The 19,301-nt window shown below is 70.1% G+C and carries 20 protein-coding genes; 10 read left to right on the forward strand and 10 right to left on the reverse strand.

What is annotated here, in order from left to right; all coding sequences use genetic code 11:
- The first annotated feature begins 11 nt into the window (after positions 1 to 11).
- The 3 genes from ABZ948_RS09545 to ABZ948_RS09555 all read left to right on the forward strand — a co-directional run bounded on the left by ABZ948_RS09545 (position 12) and on the right by ABZ948_RS09555 (position 2,101).
- Positions 12 to 272: a UBP-type zinc finger domain-containing protein gene (locus ABZ948_RS09545; RefSeq protein ID WP_359758347.1), complete on the forward strand. Its 261-nt coding sequence runs from the start codon at positions 12 to 14 to the stop codon at positions 270 to 272.
- A gap of 261 nt (positions 273 to 533) precedes the next feature.
- On the forward strand, positions 534 to 947 hold the full coding sequence (locus ABZ948_RS09550; RefSeq protein ID WP_003992877.1) for an ATP-binding protein: 414 nt from the start codon (positions 534 to 536) through the stop codon (positions 945 to 947).
- A gap of 17 nt (positions 948 to 964) precedes the next feature.
- Positions 965 to 2,101 (forward strand): RNA polymerase sigma factor SigF, encoded by a 1,137-nt coding sequence (locus ABZ948_RS09555; RefSeq protein ID WP_359758348.1) that lies wholly within the window; start codon positions 965 to 967, stop codon positions 2,099 to 2,101.
- Between the two features lie 3 nt (positions 2,102 to 2,104).
- Here ABZ948_RS09555 and ABZ948_RS09560 read toward each other — a convergent pair whose 3' ends face one another.
- The gene (locus tag ABZ948_RS09560) at positions 2,105 to 2,551 is read right to left on the reverse strand and encodes a hypothetical protein (RefSeq protein WP_359758349.1); all 447 of its coding nucleotides are present in this window, start codon (positions 2,549 to 2,551) and stop codon (positions 2,105 to 2,107) included.
- Positions 2,552 to 2,667: 116 nt separating this feature from the next.
- On the opposite strand from ABZ948_RS09560, the gene ABZ948_RS09565 reads away from it, so the two are divergent.
- Positions 2,668 to 3,636, forward strand: a complete 969-nt coding sequence (locus ABZ948_RS09565; protein WP_359758350.1) for a diacylglycerol/lipid kinase family protein — start codon at positions 2,668 to 2,670, stop codon at positions 3,634 to 3,636.
- A 319-nt stretch (positions 3,637 to 3,955) separates the two neighbouring features.
- Positions 3,956 to 4,213, forward strand: a complete 258-nt coding sequence (locus ABZ948_RS09570; protein WP_003992873.1) for a WhiB family transcriptional regulator — start codon at positions 3,956 to 3,958, stop codon at positions 4,211 to 4,213.
- Positions 4,214 to 4,481: 268 nt separating this feature from the next.
- Here the strand turns inward: ABZ948_RS09570 and ABZ948_RS09575 are convergent, their stop codons facing one another.
- Positions 4,482 to 5,948, reverse strand: a complete 1,467-nt coding sequence (locus ABZ948_RS09575) for a sensor histidine kinase (protein WP_031114426.1) — start codon at positions 5,946 to 5,948, stop codon at positions 4,482 to 4,484.
- 370 nt (positions 5,949 to 6,318) lie between these two features.
- Complete coding sequence (locus tag ABZ948_RS09580; RefSeq protein WP_359758351.1) at positions 6,319 to 6,990, reverse strand: TetR/AcrR family transcriptional regulator; 672 nt, start codon at positions 6,988 to 6,990, stop codon at positions 6,319 to 6,321.
- 97 nt (positions 6,991 to 7,087) lie between these two features.
- Here ABZ948_RS09580 and ABZ948_RS09585 point away from each other — a divergent pair, with 97 nt between their 5' ends.
- Positions 7,088 to 7,840, forward strand: coding sequence for an SDR family oxidoreductase (locus ABZ948_RS09585; RefSeq protein ID WP_359758352.1), 753 nt, complete (start codon positions 7,088 to 7,090; stop codon positions 7,838 to 7,840).
- A gap of 269 nt (positions 7,841 to 8,109) precedes the next feature.
- On the opposite strand, the gene ABZ948_RS09590 is transcribed toward ABZ948_RS09585, so the two are convergent.
- On the reverse strand, positions 8,110 to 9,183 hold the full coding sequence (locus tag ABZ948_RS09590; protein WP_359758353.1) for an SIS domain-containing protein: 1,074 nt from the start codon (positions 9,181 to 9,183) through the stop codon (positions 8,110 to 8,112).
- A 254-nt stretch (positions 9,184 to 9,437) separates the two neighbouring features.
- Between ABZ948_RS09590 and nagB the strand changes: the two genes are divergently transcribed.
- Positions 9,438 to 10,223 (forward strand): glucosamine-6-phosphate deaminase, encoded by a 786-nt coding sequence (nagB, locus tag ABZ948_RS09595; RefSeq protein WP_359758354.1) that lies wholly within the window; start codon positions 9,438 to 9,440, stop codon positions 10,221 to 10,223.
- Between the two features lie 144 nt (positions 10,224 to 10,367).
- Here nagB and ABZ948_RS09600 read toward each other — a convergent pair whose 3' ends face one another.
- From ABZ948_RS09600 to ABZ948_RS09625, 6 genes are all read right to left on the reverse strand, one after another.
- Positions 10,368 to 10,889 (reverse strand): hypothetical protein, encoded by a 522-nt coding sequence (locus ABZ948_RS09600; protein WP_359758355.1) that lies wholly within the window; start codon positions 10,887 to 10,889, stop codon positions 10,368 to 10,370.
- Positions 10,886 to 11,134: a helix-turn-helix transcriptional regulator gene (locus tag ABZ948_RS09605; protein ID WP_003992865.1), complete on the reverse strand. Its 249-nt coding sequence runs from the start codon at positions 11,132 to 11,134 to the stop codon at positions 10,886 to 10,888. The genes ABZ948_RS09600 and ABZ948_RS09605 overlap by 4 nt, the downstream gene beginning before the upstream one ends.
- A 57-nt stretch (positions 11,135 to 11,191) precedes the next feature.
- Positions 11,192 to 12,811: a glycoside hydrolase family 3 protein gene (locus ABZ948_RS09610; RefSeq protein ID WP_359758356.1), complete on the reverse strand. Its 1,620-nt coding sequence runs from the start codon at positions 12,809 to 12,811 to the stop codon at positions 11,192 to 11,194.
- Between the two features lie 9 nt (positions 12,812 to 12,820).
- A complete protein-coding gene (locus ABZ948_RS09615) occupies positions 12,821 to 13,660 on the reverse strand; it encodes a carbohydrate ABC transporter permease (protein WP_359758357.1) in 840 nt (279 codons plus the stop codon).
- On the reverse strand, positions 13,657 to 14,646 hold the full coding sequence (locus tag ABZ948_RS09620) for a carbohydrate ABC transporter permease (RefSeq protein ID WP_359758358.1): 990 nt from the start codon (positions 14,644 to 14,646) through the stop codon (positions 13,657 to 13,659). Before ABZ948_RS09620 ends, ABZ948_RS09615 begins: the two co-directional genes overlap by 4 nt.
- A gap of 71 nt (positions 14,647 to 14,717) precedes the next feature.
- Positions 14,718 to 16,001 carry an extracellular solute-binding protein gene (locus ABZ948_RS09625; RefSeq protein ID WP_359758359.1) on the reverse strand — a complete coding sequence of 428 codons (1,284 nt, stop codon included), beginning with the start codon at positions 15,999 to 16,001 and terminating at the stop codon, positions 14,718 to 14,720.
- A gap of 315 nt (positions 16,002 to 16,316) precedes the next feature.
- On the opposite strand from ABZ948_RS09625, the gene ABZ948_RS09630 reads away from it, so the two are divergent.
- From ABZ948_RS09630 to mctP, 3 genes are all read left to right on the forward strand, one after another.
- Positions 16,317 to 17,081 carry a GntR family transcriptional regulator gene (locus tag ABZ948_RS09630; protein WP_359758360.1) on the forward strand — a complete coding sequence of 255 codons (765 nt, stop codon included), beginning with the start codon at positions 16,317 to 16,319 and terminating at the stop codon, positions 17,079 to 17,081.
- A 144-nt stretch (positions 17,082 to 17,225) separates the two neighbouring features.
- The gene (locus ABZ948_RS09635) at positions 17,226 to 17,480 is read left to right on the forward strand and encodes a DUF3311 domain-containing protein (RefSeq protein WP_359758361.1); all 255 of its coding nucleotides are present in this window, start codon (positions 17,226 to 17,228) and stop codon (positions 17,478 to 17,480) included.
- Positions 17,477 to 19,105, forward strand: coding sequence for a monocarboxylate uptake permease MctP (mctP, locus tag ABZ948_RS09640; RefSeq protein ID WP_359758362.1), 1,629 nt, complete (start codon positions 17,477 to 17,479; stop codon positions 19,103 to 19,105). The genes ABZ948_RS09635 and mctP overlap by 4 nt, the downstream gene beginning before the upstream one ends.
- Positions 19,106 to 19,301: the final 196 nt, after the last annotated feature.

Consider the following 19,301-nt stretch of genomic DNA (forward strand, 5'->3'; position numbering starts at 1 on the left):
ACCTGGCAATCATGAAACAGTGCACGCATGCCGACGCGCTGCCGCACCCCGAGCCCGGCCCGCTCAGCGAGACGTGTCCGGAGTGTCTGGCGGAGGGCATGGATCCGGTGCAACTTCGGCTGTGCCTCAGCTGCGGTCACGTCGGCTGCTGCGACTCCTCGCCGGGAAGGCACGCGGCGGAGCACCACAAGCAGTCCGGTCACCCCGTGATGCGGACCCACGAGCCCGGGGAGACCTGGCGGTGGTGTTTCGTCGACCATGTCCTGGTGTGACGCGACGGGACCCCGGCGGCGGACGGTTCGACCGTCTGACGTCTGGGTACGTCAACCCGGCGCGCGCTCTTCCCATTTGGGCCCGCCCAACCCCTAGACACGGAGCGTGTCCACAGGTTTACTGTGAGTGACGGCAACGGGTTGGGGTCCCGGGGACAGGACCGTTGAGAGCGCGATAGCGTCACCGCTGAACCACGTATCGCGTTACACCCGGGGGGCGACCCTCGGCCCTAGAACGCTTGTACCACCATGGAGGTGAGGGTGTCCCAGATCGCAGGCGAGCCCGCGACCCAGGACTTCGTGGAAGTCCGGCTGCCGGCCGCGGGTGCCTACCTGTCGGTGCTGCGTACGGCCACGGCCGGTCTCGCGGCCCGTTTGGACTTCACCCTCGACGAGATCGAGGACCTGCGCATCGCGGTGGACGAGGCCTGCGCGATCCTGCTGCAGCAGGCCGTGCCCGGCTCGGTGCTCAGCTGTGTCTTCCGCCTCGTCGACGACTCACTCGAGGTCACCGTCTCGGCACCGACCACGGATGGTCATGCCCCCTCGCGGGACACCTTCGCCTGGACCGTCCTGTCCGCCCTGGCGGGCAAGGTCTCCTCTGCCGTGGACAAGGACAAAACCGTTTCGATCAGCCTCTACAAACAGCGCGGCGCGGGACCCGGGCCGGCGTGAGGAACGAGGACGGGCCGGTGCGGGACGAAGAGCGCAGCACACGAGAGCTGCCGGCCGAGGGCACGGGCACGGGCGGTCCGAGCGGAGCCCGGCCCATGGCGGACGGCATCGACGGCATCCCCGAGCAGGCCCGCCCGCATCCGGAGGACGACTCCGCGGGGGCCGTCCTCCCGGGCGGCGGGCGGCAGGAGCGGGACGGTGCCGTACGGAGCGCGCCTCCGGGCGGGGGGATCACCGCATCCCCCGTCCAGGGGGGTCCTCCCACTCGCGGGAAGTCGAGAGTGGCGGAGGAGGCGAGGGCTCGGGGAAGGGCGACGGGCGGGACGATGAGCGAGCACGAGCGACACTCCGGGGACGAGACGCCGAGCACGCACCACACACAGGGTGCGCAGCACGGCTCGCCGGACCGCAGCGGGGCGCGTGAGCTGTTCCTCAAGCTGCGCACCCTGAGCAACGGCAGTCCCGAGTACGCGGAACTGCGCAACCAGCTGGTCCGCATGCACCTGCCGCTCGTGGAGCATCTGGCGCGCCGCTTCCGCAACCGCGGCGAGCCGCTGGACGACCTGACGCAGGTCGCCACCATCGGGCTGATCAAGTCGGTCGACCGCTTCGACCCGGACCGCGGCGTGGAGTTCTCCACGTACGCGACCCCGACGGTCGTCGGCGAGATCAAGCGCCACTTCCGCGACAAGGGCTGGGCGGTGCGCGTCCCGCGCCGGCTGCAGGAGCTGCGCCTGTCGCTGACCACGGCGACGGCCGAGCTCTCGCAGCTGCACGGCCGCTCCCCCACGGTCCACGAGCTCGCCGAGAAGCTGGCGATCTCGGAGGAGGAGGTCCTGGAAGGCCTGGAGTCCGCCAACGCGTACTCCACGCTGTCCCTGGACGTCCCCGACACCGACGACGAGTCCCCGGCGGTCGCCGACACCCTCGGCGCCGAGGACGAGGCGCTGGAGGGCGTGGAGTACCGGGAGTCGCTCAAGCCGCTGCTGGAGGACCTCCCGCCGCGCGAGAAGCGGATCCTGCTGCTGCGCTTCTTCGGCAACATGACCCAGTCGCAGATCGCGCAGGAGGTCGGCATCTCGCAGATGCACGTCTCCCGGCTGCTGGCGCGCACACTGGCGCAGCTGCGGGAGAAGCTCCTCGTCGAAGAGTGACGGCTACTTCTCCGTAGCGCCGGAGTTGCCGGGCCCGCGGATCCCGAGGGCCCGGGTCGTCTCCGGGTTCACCAGCAGCACGAGCGAGGCGACGGCCACGACCGCGAGGGCGATGCCACCCGGGATGGCCATGCTGTCCGCCTGCAGCAGGTTGTAGGCGACCGGCAGCGCCATGAGCTGGGTGATGACGGCCGGGCCGCGGCTCCAGCTGCGGCACCCGAGCAGCCCCCGCGCGGCGAGCAGCGGCAGCAGCGCGAGCACGACCAGCGTGATTCCCCCGGTCACGGCCTGCTGCCGGTCGTCGGGGTGACCCGTGAAGCCGAGGACGAGGATCCAGACCCCGCCGACGACCAGCGCGAGCCCCTCCAGGGCGGCCAGCAGCGCGGCGTACGTCAGACGGCGCGGACGGGGGCCGCTGTTCTCCGGGGTGGGGGTCTGCTCACTGCTCACCCCTGAAGGGTAGCCCTCGCCGTACGCGCCCCCCGTGGCGAGGTTCACCCCAGGTCTCTTACCCGATCCCTACCTCGGTCTGGGCCCGGTACCCCCCAGTAGGTACGCTGCCAGTCATGCGTGCACTCCTCGTGGTCAATCCGGCGGCAACCACCACAAGTGCGCGCACACGCGACGTACTGATCCACGCGCTCGCCAGCGAGATGAAGCTGGAGGCCGTCACCACCGAGTACCGCGGCCACGCGCGCGACCTGGGCCGGCATGCGGCCGACAGCGACGACATCGACCTGGTGGTGGCCCTCGGCGGCGACGGCACGGTCAACGAGGTGGTCAACGGCCTGCTGCACGCAGGCCCCGCCCCGGGGCACCTCCCCGGCCTCGCCGTGGTGCCGGGCGGCTCCACCAATGTCTTCGCCCGCGCCCTGGGCCTGCCCAACGACGCCGTGGAGGCCACCGGCGCCCTGCTCGACGCCCTGCGCGACGGCAGCGAACGCACCGTCGGCCTGGGCCTGGCCTCGGGCACGCCGGGCACGGAGGACGAGGCGGTGCCGGCCCGCTGGTTCACCTTCAACGCGGGCCTCGGCTTCGACGCCGGCGTGGTCGGCCGGGTGGAGCAGCACCGCGAGCGCGGCCGGAAATCCACACACGCTCTTTACGTCCGCCAGGCCATGCGTCAACTCCTGGGCGAACCGAACCGCCGGCACGGGACGATCACGCTGGAGCGGGCCGGCGAGGACCCGGTCACGGATCTGGTGCTGTCCATAGTCGCGAACACCTCCCCGTGGACGTTTCTGGGGAATCGCCCGATCTACGCGGCGCCTAAGGCCTCGTTCGATACCGGGCTCGATCTCTTCGCTCTCAGCCGCCTGTCCACCGCGGCGGTTGCCCGGTATGGCACCCAGTTGCTCACTTCGTCCCCCGAGCGCGGACCCCATGGCAAGCACGCCACCTCCCTGCACGATTTGACCGAGTTCACCTTGCATTCGAAGGTGCCTCTCCCCCTCCAGATGGACGGTGACCACCTGGGGCTGCGAACGAGCGTGACGTTCACAGGCGTACGCCGTGCACTGCGTGTGATTGTGTGAGCAGAACTGGCTAAAGTCCTTTCACTCGAACGTTTAGGCCAGGATCCACCCCATGGAAGTACGGCTGTGACCTAGTCGACACCGAAGAATCAAAAAAAACTTTCCAGAAGGGGTTGTATCCGCCGCTGAGGTTTGCGAGTCTCTACGTGGCGATCGGGACGGCCCGCAACACCGGCCTCCACTGATCACCAGAACCCCTCTTCAACTCACAGGACCCACGCCAGGGAACCTGGCGGTCGGCCCTTCACTTGTTGAGGGATTCGTGAAAGCGTTCACATTCACAAGCACCTGCACGTAATACCAAGGAGAGGTAGCAGCCATGGACTGGCGTCACAACGCCGTTTGCCGCGAGGAAGACCCCGAGCTCTTCTTCCCCATCGGCAACACCGGTCCTGCGCTGCTGCAGATCGAGGAAGCCAAGGCCGTCTGCCGTCGCTGCCCGGTGATCGAGCAGTGTCTGCAGTGGGCGCTCGAGTCCGGCCAGGACTCCGGCGTCTGGGGTGGTCTCAGCGAGGACGAGCGCCGCGCCATGAAGCGCCGCGCCGCCCGCAACCGGGCCCGTCAGGCCTCCGCCTGACAATCCACCCCTGCTGACAGCCTGAGCTTGGCGGCGCGCACAGCGAGTGCGCATCTCCCGCCCCCGAGCCGCAGCGCGCAGTTCCCCCGATGCGCTTACATAGCAGCAGCGAGCTTTAAGCCCCGGGCCACCCAGTGGTCCGGGGCTCAATGCTGTGCGCGGGCCTTTCCTTGACGGGCCGGGGATCCGCTGCTTTGACGGACCGGGGATCCGTTACTTGGACGGACCGGGGATCCGTTACTTCCGCGATCGCCCGTTACGCGATCCGTTACTTCTGCGACCGCACGGGGATGTCGAGGATCACGCGGGTACCGCGCTCCGGGGCCGGGACCATGTCGAAGGTGCCGCCCAACTCGCCCTCCACCAGGGTCCGTACGATCTGCAGGCCCAGGTTGCCGGCGGTGTGCGGATCGAAGCCTTCCGGCAGGCCGACGCCGTCGTCCTGGACGGTGACCAGCAGTCGGGCCTCCTTCGTGGTGCCGCCGCGGACCGCCGACACCTCGACCGTGCCGGTGTCGCCCTCGCGGAAGCCGTGTTCCAGCGCGTTCTGCAGGACCTCGGTCAGCACCATCGACAGCGGGGTCGCGACCTCGGCGTCGAGGATGCCGAAGCGTCCGGTGCGCCGGCCCGTGACCTTGCCCGGGGAGATCTCGGCGACCATCGCCAGGACGCGGTCGGCGATGTCGTCGAACTCCACGCGCTCGTCCAGGTTCTGGGAGAGCGTCTCGTGCACGATCGCAATCGATCCGACGCGTCGCACCGCCTCCTCGAGGGCCTCGCGGCCGCGGTCGGACTCGATGCGCCGGGCCTGGAGGCGGAGCAGGGCCGCCACCGTCTGGAGGTTGTTCTTGACCCGGTGGTGGATCTCCCGGATCGTCGCGTCCTTGGTGATCAACTCGCGCTCGCGGCGGCGCAGTTCGGTGACGTCCCGGAGCAGCACCAGCGAACCGATGCGGGTGCCCTTGGGCTTCAGCGGGATCGCCCGGAACTGGATGACCCCGTCGTTGGCCTCGATCTCGAACTCGCGCGGCGCCCAGCCGCTGGCGACCTTGGCGAGCGCCTCGTCCACCGGGCCGCGCGTCGGGGCGAGTTCGGCGGTGGTCCGGCCCAGGTGCTGGCCGACGAGGTCGGAGGCGAGGCCGAGACGGTGGTAGGCGGACAGGGCGTTCGGTGAGGCGTACTGGACGAGGCCGTCGGCGTCGAGCCTGATCAGGCCGTCGCCGACGCGGGGCGAGGCGTCCATGTCGAGCTGCTGGTTCGCGAACGGGAAGGAGCCCGCCGCGATCATCTGAGCGAGGTCGGAGGCGCTCTGCAGATAGGTGAGTTCCAGGCGGCTCGGGGTGCGCACGGTGAGGAGGTTGGTGTTGCGCGCGATGACCCCGAGGACGCGCCCCTCGCGCCGTACGGGGATCGACTCGACCCGGACGGGGACCTCCTCGCGCCACTCGGGGTCGCCCTCGCGCACGATGCGGCCCTCGTCGAGGGCGGCGTCCAGCATGGGGCGTCGGCCGCGCGGGACGAGATGGCCCACCATGTCGTCCTGGTACGAGGTCGGGCCGGTGTTGGGCCGCATCTGGGCGACCGAGACGTACCGGGTGCCGTCGCTGGTGGGGACCCACAGAACCAGGTCGGCGAAGGAGAGGTCGGAGAGCAGCTGCCACTCCGAGACCAGCAGGTGCAGCCACTCGAGGTCGGTGTCGTCGAGGGCGGTGTGCTGGCGTACGAGTTCGTTCATGGAGGGCACGTGGCGAGCGTACCCGGGCGTTTGTACGGCCCTGAAATACCAGGGCCCCGGAAACACCCGCGGGCCGCGGCGCCTGAGAGGGACCCTCAACCCTCCCGGCACCGCAGCCCGGAGCAGTATCGGCCGTGGGGTGTGCGGTCCCGGTCGGCCGAAGGATGAGGAGCCGGGGCAGTCAGGGCAGAGAGCCTCGGTTCCTCGATCCGTCCTCCTGTGCGGGGAAGACGGAGGCTGGTGTGCGCGTTGTCCACGCGCTCTCGCTACGCATTGTGGACTAGACCACTCGGGGGTGTCCATGCGTTGGAGACTGTTCGTTGTTGTTATTTCCGCGACGCGTCGGACGCACGGACGTCCACCACGCAGCCTAACCCGTGTGGGTTCCTGTGCGGGGCCAGATGGACATGGCAATTTCCGCGACGGCCTCCAGTTCCTCCCGGCTCGCCCCGTCGCGCGCCTGTTGTGACATGCCCTGGATCATCGCGCCGGTGTGCCGGGCCAGCGCGGCGGCGTCGGTGTCCGCGGGCAGTACGCCGGCGGCGACATCGGCCTTGATCCGCCGCTCGAAGGCGGTGATGTTGGCGTTGCGGCGGTCCCGCAACGACTGCTCGACCTCGGGGGTGGAGCAGTTGGCGGCGGCGTGCACGACGAGGCAGCCGTGCGGGTGGCCCGGCTCCGTGTACGCGGTGGCGGCCTCGCGCAGCACGCGGGCGACGGCCGCCCGGGCGGTGGGTTCCTCCGCCAGGGCATGGTCGGTGAACGAGCCGTAGCGCGTGCCGTACACGCGGACGACCTCGTCGAAGAGGGACCGCTTGTCCCCGAAGGCCGCGTAGAGGCTCGGGGCGCCGATGTCCATGACGCGGGTGAGGTCGGAGACGGACGTGGCCTCGTAGCCGTGCTCCCAGAAGGCCAGGAGCGCCTTCTCCAGAGCCGTCTCGCGGTCGAAGGAGCGCGGGCGCCCGCGACGCCTGGGTGCGGCATCGGCCCGGATCTTTGCGCCCTCGGCCCGGGCCTTCGCGGTCCCGTCGTCGTTCACCATGGAGTGCATTTTATAGCGGCCACTAGAGAAATGTCGGCGGGCTGCTGTACGGTCATTTCTGTAGCGACCACTAGAGAAATGAGGAGGGGGCGTCGTCATGGGTGTGCTCACGGGCAGGACGGCACTGGTCACGGGGGCGAGCAGGGGCATCGGCCGAGGGATCGCCGAGCGACTGGGACGGGACGGCGCACGCGTCGCGGTGCACTACGGGAGGAACGAGGCGGCGGCGAAGGAGACGGTCGCCGCGATCGAGGCGGCGGGCGGCTCGGCCTTCGCGGTCGGTGTCGAGCTGGGCGTGGCCGGCGACGCCGAGGCGCTGTGGGAGGAGTTCGACCGGCACGCGGACGGGCTCGACATCCTGGTGAACAACGCGGCCATCGGCAACACGCGCCCGATCGCGGAGCTGGAGGAGCGGGAGTTCGACGAGGTCTTCGCGGTGAATGTGAAGGCGCCGTTCTTCATCCTCAAGCACGGCATGGCGCGCCTGCGGGACGGCGGCCGGATCGTCAACATCTCGTCCGGGCTGGCCCGCACGGCGGTGATGCCGGACAACGTGGCGTACGCGATGACGAAGGGCGCGCTGGACGTGCTCTCCCGCGACCTGTCCAAGGTCCTGGGGGCGCGGGGCATCACGGTGAACTCGGTGGCACCGGGCATCATCGACACGGACAACACGGCCGAGCTGCTGCACGGCAGCGACGACGGCTGGGCGAAGGCCGCGGCGATATCGGCGCTGGGCGGGGTGGGCGAGCCCGCCGAGGTCGCCGACGTGGTGGCGTTCCTGGTCTCGGACGGGGGCCGGTGGGTGACGGGGAGCTGGGTGGATGTGACGGGAGGTTCACTGACCTAGGGCCTGTCGTGTGGATCAGATCGCAGACGCGGGGCCTGGCAGGCAGCCCCCGCTCACCGGCGCTGATGAGGTGCCGTCGGTTCCCTGCGACCTGATCCAAACGACCGGTCCTCGCGCGGCCGCGCCCGCCTCGCGGTACGCAGACCTCGAGGGCGTCCACAGGGTCACGTCGCACTCCCCAGGCATCCGACGCCTCCTGGGCCCGGGGCGCGTGCACCGCCCTGGGCCGAGGCCGCCTCATCCGCAGGGCGTCACCGCCCGGCCCGCCCTCACCGCGTCTCCGTCACCTTCGCCAGCGCGCGCGGCGCGTCCGGGTCCTGGCCGCGGGCGACGGTGACCTCGTAGGCCAGGAGCTGCAGGGGGATGATCTCGAGGATGGGCTGGACCTCCTCGGCGACGCCCTGTGTGGGCAGGACGACGCCGGCCGAGGCCTGCTCGACCTGGTGCCGGGGGCCGATGACGACGAGGTCGGCGCCGCGGCCGCGCAGCCGGTCCAGCACGGGCTGGAGCGCTTCACCGCCCTTGCCGTCGGTGACCACGGCGATGACCGGGGAGACGTTGTCGACCATGGCGAGCGGTCCGTGCAGCAGGTCGGCGCCGGAGTAGGAGAGGGCGGGGATGTAGCTGGTCTCCATCAGCTTCAGGGCGGCCTCCTTGGCGGTGGGGTAGCCGTAGCCGCGTGAGGTGATCACCATGCGCTCGGCGAAGCGGTAGCGGGCCGCGAGGGTCCGCACCTCGTCCTGCCGGGCGAGCAGACCGGCGGCGAGGTCCGGCAGGACGTGCGCGGCCGCTCCGTCGCCGCCTCGCAGCCCCTCGACGAACAGGTAGAGCGCGAGAAGGGAGGCGGTGTAGGTCTTGGTCGCGGGGAGGGCCTTCTCCGGTCCGGCCATGATGTCGATGTGGTACTCGGAGACGCCCGCGAGAGGGGAGTCCGGGTTGTTGGTGACGGCCAGCGTGATCGCCCCGGCCTCGCGGGCGGCCCGGGTCGAGGCGACCAGGTCCGGGGAGCCGCCGGACTGGCTGACGGTGACGACGAGGACGTCGGTGAGGTCGGGCCGGGCACCGTAGGCCGTGGTGGTGGACATCGAGGTGAGTCCGCAGGGCAGGCCGAGCCGGATCTCCAGGAGGTACTTGGCATAGAGGGCGGCGTTGTCGGAGGTGCCGCGGGCGGTCAGCAGGACGAAGCGGGGCGTGCGGGCGGCGATCCGCCGGGCCACGTCCCGGATGGCGGGGGCGCCGTCGGCCAGGATCCGGCGCAGGACGGCGGGCTGTTCCGCCATCTCGCCGGCCATGATCCGGCCGGGGAGGTCGCGGAGGGGGTCCGGGGTGGCTGCGGCGGTCATGGCGGGTCCTTCCGGGCGTGGGCTGGTGTGGGTCGTGCTGGTCCCATTCCACTCCCCCGGGCCGTGGAACGCCCGGGCCCGACAGGCGCTGTTCATCTGCCCGAGACCTGGTCGGCACGGTGCTGCCGCCCACCCGGGAAGGGCGACCGGCACCCTGGGAGGGCGGCCCCCGCTCTGTTAGATTGGTCTAAACCACACGACCCCTCCCGGGTCCCGTCCCAGTCGAGCATTCCTCTCAGATCGGCAGGCCCAGCGTGGAAGTTGTCATCGTTCCGGACGCCAAGGCGGGCGGCGAGCTCATCGCCGAGGCCATGGCCCGGCTGCTCCGGCGCAAGCCCGACGCCCTGCTCGGCGTGGCCACCGGCTCGACGCCGCTGCCCGTGTACGAGGCGCTGGCGGCGAAGGTGCGCTCCGGTGCCGTGGACGTCGCGCGGGCGCGGATCGCCCAGCTCGACGAGTACGTGGGGCTGCCCGCCGACCATCCGGAGTCCTACCGCTCGGTGCTGCGGCGTGAGGTGCTGGAGCCGCTCGGGATCGGGATGGACCGGTTCACGGGCCCGGACGGCACGGCCGAGGACGTGCAGGCGGCGTGCGAGGCCTATGACAAGGCGCTCGTGGACGCCGGGGGCGTGGACCTCCAGCTGCTCGGTATCGGGACCGACGGGCACATAGGGTTCAACGAGCCGTGTTCGTCGCTGGCGTCGCGGACGCGGATCAAGACGCTGACCGAGCAGACCCGGATCGACAACGCGCGCTTCTTCGACGGCGACATCGACCAGGTGCCGCACCACGTGATCACGCAGGGCATCGGCACCATCCTGGAGGCCCGGCACCTGGTGCTGCTCGCCACCGGGGAGGGCAAGGCGGACGCGGTGGCGGCGACGGTAGAAGGGCCGGTCGCCGCGGTGTGCCCCGCGTCCGCGCTCCAGCTCCATGCGCACGCGACCGTCGTCGTCGACGAGGCCGCCGCGTCGAAGCTGAAGCTGGCGGACTACTTCCGGCACACGTACGCCAACAAGCCGGACTGGCAGGGGATCTAGCCCGGCGACAAGCCGGACTGACAGGGGATCCGGCCCCGGTGACAAGCCGGGGTGCCAGGGGATCCGGCCCCGGTGACAAGCCGGGGTGCCAAGGGGTCCAGCCCCGGTGACAAGCCGGGGCGGCAGGGAATCCGGCCCCAGCCGTCAGGCCTCGTCGTCGGCAGGGTCGTCCTGGGCCAGCCAGCCGGCCACCCACAGGGGCATCACCCAGTGGGTGACGAGGACGGCGATGAGCAGGGGTGCCGCGTAGGCCTTCGGGGCGTCGCCGTCGACGCCGCCCGTGATCAGCAGGGTGACCGCCGCGGCGGCCAGCAGCAGGATCGTCGCACGGTGGGCCCGGGCCAGGACGCGGCTGCGTTCGGCGGACTGCCGCTCGTCCAGGACATGGGCGCGCAGCTCCAGCAGGCCCCGGGTGGCGCTGTTGATCACGCCGGTCGCGACCATCCACGGGAGCAGCAGCACCGCCATCACGACGATGGTCCACAGCGGTTCACTCTCGGCGAGGAACAGGTGGGTCATCAGGCCGCCGATGGCCAGCGTGAGCGCGACATGGGCGGCGACGGCCAGCCGCCGACGGGCCGCCGTGGCGTACCAGGCCGCTCCGCGGCGGTCGTTCATCAGCCGCAGCATGGTCCGGTCGTAGCGGGTCAGGCGTGTCGTCGTCATGGCTGGTTCCTCCCGTAGACCTCGTCCGTGAGCGGCCGGAACGGTTCGAGGGAGAACAGCGCCTCGACCGGCAGTCCGAAGAACTTCGAGATCTTCAGCGCCAGGTCGAGGCTCGGGTTGTACTGCCCCCGCTCGATGTAGCCGATGGTCTGGTAGTGGGCTCCCACTGCCTCGGCCAGGCTCTGGCGCGACACCTTCCGTTCGGCACGCACCATGGCCAACCTGTTGTGCACCTGCTCGCTCATGTATAAGAAGTACTACATTTGGTCGCAGGCTTACAACCGTGTTCATCGAAGGGGGGTTCAGCGCCCCGCGACTCCGGCGATCACCTCGGCCGCCGCCCGGCCGCAGACGCGGGCCGCGCCGTGGGTGGCGATGTGCAGGGCGCCGCGCGGGGCCGCCTGGGGGACGCCCATCTCGACCACGATGGTGTCGGGGCGGGCGGCCAGCAGGATGTCGAGGGCGGAGGCCATCCAGGGGTGGCGGTGTTCGTCGCGGACGACGGCCACGATGCGGCGCGCACCGGCCGCCTGGAGAGCAGCGCGGCCGGCGCTCTCCCCTGCCTCGCTCTCCCGCGCGGTGCCGGCAGCTCCTGCGTTTCCGACCTCTCCAGTCCTCCCCGTGTTCCCCGTGTTCCCCGCGTTCTCGGCGTTCCCCGCGTTCCCGGCGGAGAAGCTCCCCGTCACCGTGCCCGGCAGGAGGTGGATGAGTTCCGCGGCGATGCCCCACGGGGTCTCGTCGCCGACCGCGATGTTGGCGACGGGGGTGAGGGCGGCGACGTAGGGCGGTTCGGTGACGGGAGTGAAGGCCCCCGGGCTGCCGAGACCCGGTGCGGGGGTCACCGTGAGGGCGCGGCGGGCGGCCTCCAGGCCGATCTCGCCGCCGGGCGCGTCCCCGGGCGATCGGCGCGCCGAGCCGGCCCAGCCGGCCAGGGCCCGTACGCGCTCGGCCGCGTCGGCGAGGCGTTCCTCGGGGAGTTCGCCCGCGCGGACCGCAGCGACCAGGGCGTCCCGCAGGCGCAGCACGGTCGCGTCGTCGGCCAGGCCGCCGCCGACGCAGATCGCGTCGGCGCCCGCGGCGATGGCGAGGACGCTGCCGCGTTCGATGCCGTAGGTGCCCGCGATGGCCTGCATCTCCATGCCGTCGGTGACGATGAGGCCCTCGTAGCCGAGCTCGTCGCGGAGCAGGCCGGTGAGGATGCGGCGGGAGAGCGTGGCCGGGCGGTCGGGGTCCAGGGCCGGGACCAGGATGTGGGCGCTCATCACGGCCCGGGTGCCGGCGGCGATGGCGGCGCGGAACGGGGCGAGTTCGCGGTCGGCGAGCACCTCGGCGGGGACGTCGATGCGCGGCAGGGCGTGGTGGGAGTCGACGGCCGTGTCGCCATGGCCCGGGAAGTGCTTGGTGCAGGCGGCGACCCCGGCGGACTGCAGGCCCGTGACGTAGGCGGCGGTGTGCCGGGCGGCCAGGCCGGTGTCGGCGCCGAAGGAGCGGACACCGATGACCGGGTTGGACGGGTTGGAGTTCACGTCGGCGGACGGGGCCCAGTTGAGGTTCACGCCGCAGGCCGCGAGACGCCGGCCCAGTTCGTGGGCGACCTCCCGCGTGAGTTCGACGTCGTCGACCGCGCCGAGGGCGTGGTTGCCAGGGAAGGAGGAGCCGGACCGCACCTCCAGGCGGGTCACGTCCCCGCCCTCCTCGTCGATCGCGACGAGGACGTCGTCGCGCTCGGCCCGCAGCTGGGCGGTGAGCGCGGCCAGTTGGTCCGGTGAGGCGATGTTGCGGCCGAACAGTCCGACGGAGGCGAGTCCCTCACCGAGGCGGCGCAGCAGCCAGTCGGGGGCGGTGGTGCCGGTGAAGCCGGGCTGGAGGACCGTCAGGGCGTCGCGGGTGAGTGTGTCGGTGCCGCTGGCGAGTGTCGTCATCGGGTGGGGTCATCCCTTCACGGCGCCCGCGGTCAGGCCCGCGGCCATCTTGCGCTGGACGAGGAGGAAGAGGGCGACGATCGGCACGGCCATCATCGTGGCTCCGGCCATCATCGGGGCGTATTCGGTGCCGTGCTTGGTGGTGAAGTTGCCGAGCCAGACGGTCGCGGTCTGGTTCTTCTGGCTGAGGAGCATCAGGGCGTACAGGTACTCGTTCCAGGCCTGGATGAAGCCGTAGACCGAGGTGGCGACCATGCCCGGGGCCAGGAGCGGGAAGACCACCCGCAGGAAGGCGCTCGTGCGGGAGCAGCCGTCGACCATGGCCGCCTCCTCCAGTTCCTTCGGGATGTTGACGATGAAGCCCCGCAGGGTCCAGACCGTGAACGGCAGGATGAAGGTCAGGTACGTGATGATGAGGCCGGTGAGCCGGTCGTACTGGCCGAGGTCGTTCAGGAGCAGGAACACCGGGATGATCATGGCGACCAGCGGCACCATCTGGACCGCGAGGATGCCGACGATCACGATCTTGCGGCCGCGGAAGGCGAACCGGGAGATGGCGAGCGCGGCCAGCAGCCCGACGACCATGCCGATGACGACCACCGCCAGCGACACCACCAGGCTGCGTCCCACCGGGCCCCAGAAGTCGGCGATGTCCAGCGCCCGGCCGAAGTTGGCGAAGGTGAGGCCGGTCGGCAGCAGGCTCGGATCCGGGTCGATGGCGTCCTTGGCGGGCTTGAACGCGGTGTTGAGCATCCAGTAGAGCGGGAAGCCGGCGGTGACGAAGACGAGGAGACCGAGGAGGTTCCACCACAGCTTCGGCGCCCGGCGGCCCGTCGGAGTGCTGCTCATTCGACCTCTCCGATCTTCAGCATCTGCCGCATGTAGACGGCGACCACGCCGAGCAGCAGCAGGACGGTGATCAGCGCGATGGCCGAGCCCTGGGCGTAGTCGTTGACCACGAAGGCACGGTCGTAGGAGTAGGTGTTGAGGACCTGGAACTCCGGCTCGGGGTGGCCGCCCCGCATGACGAACACCTGCGGGAAGACGCCCATGTCCCAGATGACCGACAGGGTCGTGAGCATCACGATGATCGGCTTGAGGACGGGCAGGGTGACGTAGCGGAAGACGCCCCAGGAGCCGGCGCCGTCCAGTCGGGCCGCCTCCTCCAGCTCCTTCGGGACCTGGGTGAGGCCCGCGCTGAGCGTGATGACCACGAACGGCACGGCTCCCCACACCACCAGCAGCATGATCACGGCCAGCCCCTCGGGGCCGCTCGCGAACCAGTTGTGGCCGATCATGTCGACGCCGGGCAGCTTGCTCAGCAGGGCGTTGAAGACGCCGTAGTCCGAGTCGAAGAGCCATTTGAAGACCGTGGTCGCCACGATCACGGGCATGCCCCAGCTGGCCACCAGCACGATGTTGATCAGGATCTTCAGCCAGCCCGAGACGCGCTGGAGCAGCAGCGCGAGCGCCATGCCGATCACCATGGTGAGGACGACCGCGCCGCCCGCGAAGATCACCGTGCGCAGCACGACGGTCCAGAACTCGCCGTCGCCGAGCACCTTGGCGAAGTTGTCGAACCCGACCGACTCGGCCGGCTGGAAGCCCCACAGCTGGGACTGCCCGAACTTCTGGAAGGACAGGGTGACCAGCCGGGCCAGCGGATAGCCCATGACCAGGGCCAGGATCAGCAGGCAGGGCGCGAGCAGCAGCCAGGGGACGGCGGCACCGCCCGAGCTGCGCCGCCCGCGGGGCCGCCGGTCCTCGGGGGGCGGCGGGGGTGCCTGCCGCGGTGGCGGCACCTTGGCGGGAATGTGGGTGTCTGCGGCACTCATCGCGCGCTCCTTGGCGGTCCCTCAGGTCTTGACGACGGCGGGGCTCCGTGTGAGGGAGCCCCGCCCGTAGGTCACTTGGTGTTGATGACCTTGTCGATCGCGGCGTCCGCCTCCTTGGCGGCGGCCTCGACGGACTTCTTGCCGGTGCCGATGCTCTGCAGCATGGTCTGCAGGATCTGCGCCTTCTCGACCTGGCCCCAGCCGGGGGCCATCGGGACGAACCAGTTGGACTCGGCCGCGGTGGCGGGGACGGCCGTCTTCGGGTCGTTCTTCAGCGTCGCGAGGTCGGTCTTGTTGTTGGGCAGGTTGCCCTTGGCCATCAGGCCCTTCTGCCCGGAGGAGCCGGCGAACGCGTTGATCCACTCGGCGGCCAGGTCCTGCGCGTCGGACTTCACCGGCACGGCGAGGTCGGAACCGCCCAGGAAGACGGGCATGTTCTTGCCGGACGGGCCGGGCATCACGAAGTTCTCGAGGTTGCCCTTGAGCTTGCCGGTCTTGTCGTTCTTCGGGTCCTCTGCGGTCGCGCCCTCCCAGGCGGCCGCGAAGATCATGGCGGACTTGCCCTGGCCATAGACGATGTAGCGGTCGGACTCGTCCTTGGTCTTGTCGCCGTGCATGTACCTGTCGACGACGTTCTTGAACTCCTTCAGGCCCTTGAGGGACTCGGGCGAGGAGAGCGAGGCCTTCCACTGGCCGCCCGACTCGGTGGCGATGGCGCCGCCGGCGTCGTAGACGAAGGACATGGCCGCGTACCAGTCGCGGGTCGGCTGGTACCAGGCGTTGAACTTGTCGCCCTGCTTCTTCTGGATCTTGTCCAGGGCGTCGGTCAGCTCCGGGTACGTCTTCGGGGGCGTCTTCACGCCGACCGAGGCGGCGATGTCCTTGCGCCAGTTGGCGACGCGGCCGCCGGCGTAGTACGGGACGCCGTAGGTCTTGTCCTCGTAGGTCACGGAGGCCTTGAGGCCGTCCAGCCAGGCGTCGGAATTGTCGAACTCGGCCGGGTCCAGGGGGGCGAAGGCGCCCTTGACCATGTAGCCGAGCATCTCGGTGTTGCCCATCTCGACCACGTCGGGGGCCTTGTCCGTCGCGAGGACGGCGTCGAGCTTGGCGTTCTTGTCGGGCCAGCCGTAGTACTCGTGGTTGATCTTCAGGCCGGGGTGCTTCTTCTGCACCGCGGCGTCGGCGGCCTTCACCAGCTCCGGCCAGTTGTTCTGGGCGTCGACGGTGAGCCAGACGGTCAGCTCCTTGGCGTCCGCGCCGCCCTTGTCCGAGCCTCCGCCCCCCTCGCCCCCGCACGCCGCGATGGAGACCATCATGCCCGCGATACCGATCGCGGCTGTCAGCTTGCGCTTCACGCCACCCTCCTCAGGGATGCCCACACAACCCCCCTGGCTCCCCGCAGTGAACGTGGGGCCGGGCCTGGACCAATGGTGTAGACCAGTAGGGGGAGCTTGGACCAGACCAGAAGGCCTGTCAAGGGCTCCGAGACGGCGCTGACCAGCCGTTATGCGACCTACATATGCAAGAACCTTTAAGTAAGAAGCCAGCGAAAACCCGGTCGGGCACGGCATACTGCGGGTAGACCACAGCAATTGGTGGACTAGACCAAAAGAGGCGCCGACGGTATACAAGTGGGATCGTGTCGGCGGACCGAGCCGGGAAGGCGGAGCATGAGCACCGACGTCAGCAGTGCGGAGAACGAGAACGGGGCGCCCGTCCGTACCGCACGCGTGCCCAAGTACTACCGCCTGAAGAAGCACCTGCTCGACATGACGGAGACCCAGACGCCCGGCACGCCGGTCCCGCCCGAGCGCACACTGGCGGCCGAGTTCGACACCTCGCGCACGACCGTGCGCCAGGCGCTGCAGGAACTGGTCGTCGAAGGCCGGCTGGAGCGCATCCAGGGCAAGGGCACGTTCGTCGCCAAGCCGAAGGTCTCGCAGGCGCTGCAACTGACCTCGTACACCGAGGACATGCGCGCCCAGGGCCTCGAACCCACCTCGCAGCTGCTGGACATCGGCTACATCACGGCCGACGACCGCCTCGCCGGCCTGCTCGACATCACGCCGGGCGGACGCGTGCTGCGCATCGAGCGGCTGCGCATGGCCAACGGCGAGCCGATGGCCATCGAGACCACCCACCTCTCCGCCAAGCGCTTCCCGGCCCTGCGCCGGTCGCTGGTGAAGTACACGTCCCTCTACACGGCGCTGGCCGAGGTCTACGACGTCCATCTCGCGGAGGCCGAGGAGACCATCGAGACGTCGCTGGCCACCCCGCGCGAGGCCGGCCTGCTCGGCACGGACGTGGGCCTGCCGATGCTGATGCTGTCCCGGCACTCGCTGGACCGGGACGGCCAGCCGGTGGAGTGGGTGCGCTCGGTGTACCGCGGAGACCGGTACAAGTTCGTGGCCCGGCTGAAGCGCCCCCAGGAGTAACCGGCCGACGACGGCACCGGCCGGCGACGGAACTCCGGTTTCTTTTGGGTACCGCATTGCGGACGAGGGGTTCCGCTGTCGCCGCACCCTGACCTAGATTGCCTGCGCATTGCAGGTGATCACTTGAGGGGACGGAGCCGCCTGATGTCGCAACCCCCGGAAGTCAGCAGAGGGCCGGTGGTGACGCCGATGCGCGTCATCATCGCCGTCTGTCTCATAGCGCCCTTCGTCGCCATGCTGTGGGTCGGCTCGTACGCGAAGACCGACCCGGCCTTCATCGGGATCCCGTTCTTCTACTGGTACCAGATGGCATGGGTGCTGATCTCCACCGCGCTGACGATGATCGCCTACAAGCTGTGGCAGCGTGACCAGCGCGCCCGTAAGGAAGGTGCGCGGTGAAGGACGGCGTGAACGGCGTCGCACTCGCCGTCTTCATCTTCTTCTTCCTGCTCGTCACGGTCATGGGCTTCCTGGCCGCGCGCTGGCGCAAGGCCGAGAACGAGCACAGCCTCGACGAGTGGGGCCTGGGCGGCCGCTCGTTCGGCACCTGGATCACCTGGTTCCTGCTCGGTGGCGACCTGTACACGGCCTACACCTTCGTCGCCGTCCCCGCGGCGATCTACGCGGCGGGCGCGGCCGGCTTCTTCGCGGTGCCCTACACGATCCTGGTGTACCCGCTGATCTTCACGTTCCTCCCCCGCCTGTGGTCGGTGTCCCACAAGCACGGCTACGTGACGACCTCCGACTTCGTGCGCGGCCGCTTCGGCTCCAAGGGCCTGTCCCTGGCGGTGGCGCTGACCGGCATCCTCGCGACCATGCCCTACATCGCGCTCCAGCTGGTCGGCATCCAGGCCGTGCTGGACGTGATGGGCGTCGGCGGCGGCGAGAACACCAACTGGTTCATCAAGGACCTGCCGCTGCTGATCGCGTTCGGCGTGCTGGCGGCCTACACGTACTCGTCGGGTCTGCGGGCCCCCGCGCTCATCGCGTTCGTGAAGGACACGCTGATCTACATCGTCATCGCGGTGGCGATCATCTACATCCCGATCAAGCTGGGCGGCTTCGACGACATCTTCGCCAAGGCGAGCGAGGCGTACGGCCAGACCAACCCGGCGACGGGCGCGCCGCGCGGTGCGCTGGTGCCGCCGGAGGCGGGCCAGTGGACCTACGCCACGCTGGCGTTGGGCTCCGCCCTGGCGCTGTTCATGTACCCGCACTCCATCACGGCGACGCTGTCCTCCAAGAGCCGTGAGGTGATCCGCCGCAACACCACGATCCTGCCGCTGTACTCGCTGATGCTGGGCCTGCTCGCCCTGCTGGGCTTCATGGCGATCGCGGCCGGGATCAAGGTGCAGAACGGGCAGCTGGCGATCCCGCAGCTGTTCGAGACGATGTTCCCCGACTGGTTCGCCGGTGTGGCGTTCGCGGCGATCGGCATCGGCGCGCTGGTGCCGGCGGCCATCATGTCCATCGCGGCCGCGAACCTCTTCACGCGCAACATCTACAAGGACTTCATCAAGCCGGACGCCACGCCCGCGCAGGAGACCAAGGTCTCCAAGCTGGTGTCCCTGCTGGTGAAGGTGGGCGCGCTGGCCTTCGTCCTCACCATGGACAAGACGGTCGCCATCAACTTCCAGCTGCTGGGCGGCATCTGGATCCTGCAGACCTTCCCGGCCCTGGTCGGCGGCCTGTTCACCCGCTGGTTCCACCGCTGGGCGCTGCTCGCGGGCTGGGCGGTCGGCATGCTCTACGGCACGATCGCCGCGTACGGCGTGGCCTCGCCGACGCAGAAGCACTTCGGCGGCTCCTCCAAGGAGATCCCCGGCATCGGCGAGATCGGCTACATCGGCCTCACGGCGTTCGTCCTGAACGTGGTGGTGACGGTGGTCCTGACGTTCGTCCTGAGGGCCGTGAAGGCTCCCGACGGCATCGACGAGACCAAGCCGGAGGACTACACGGCGGACGCGGGCGACCCCGGGGTGCAGGTGGAACTCCCGCCGGCGACCGCCGGGTCCGCCCACTAGCTTCAGGGAACACGCACAGCGGGCCGCCGTGAACACCACTCACGGCGGCCCGCTGTCGTACGCGTCCCCGGCCGGTCGCGCGTACGCCTCGCCATCGCGTCCCGGAAGCGGTCCGGTTCACCCGGTTCGGGATGCCGCCTGCTTCCGTGGAATCACTCCCGGCTCTCCCGCAACCCGGCCGCCGACCACCGGCCTC

This window comes from Streptomyces olindensis, from assembly GCF_040645895.1.
Classification (GTDB): domain Bacteria; phylum Actinomycetota; class Actinomycetes; order Streptomycetales; family Streptomycetaceae; genus Streptomyces; species Streptomyces olindensis.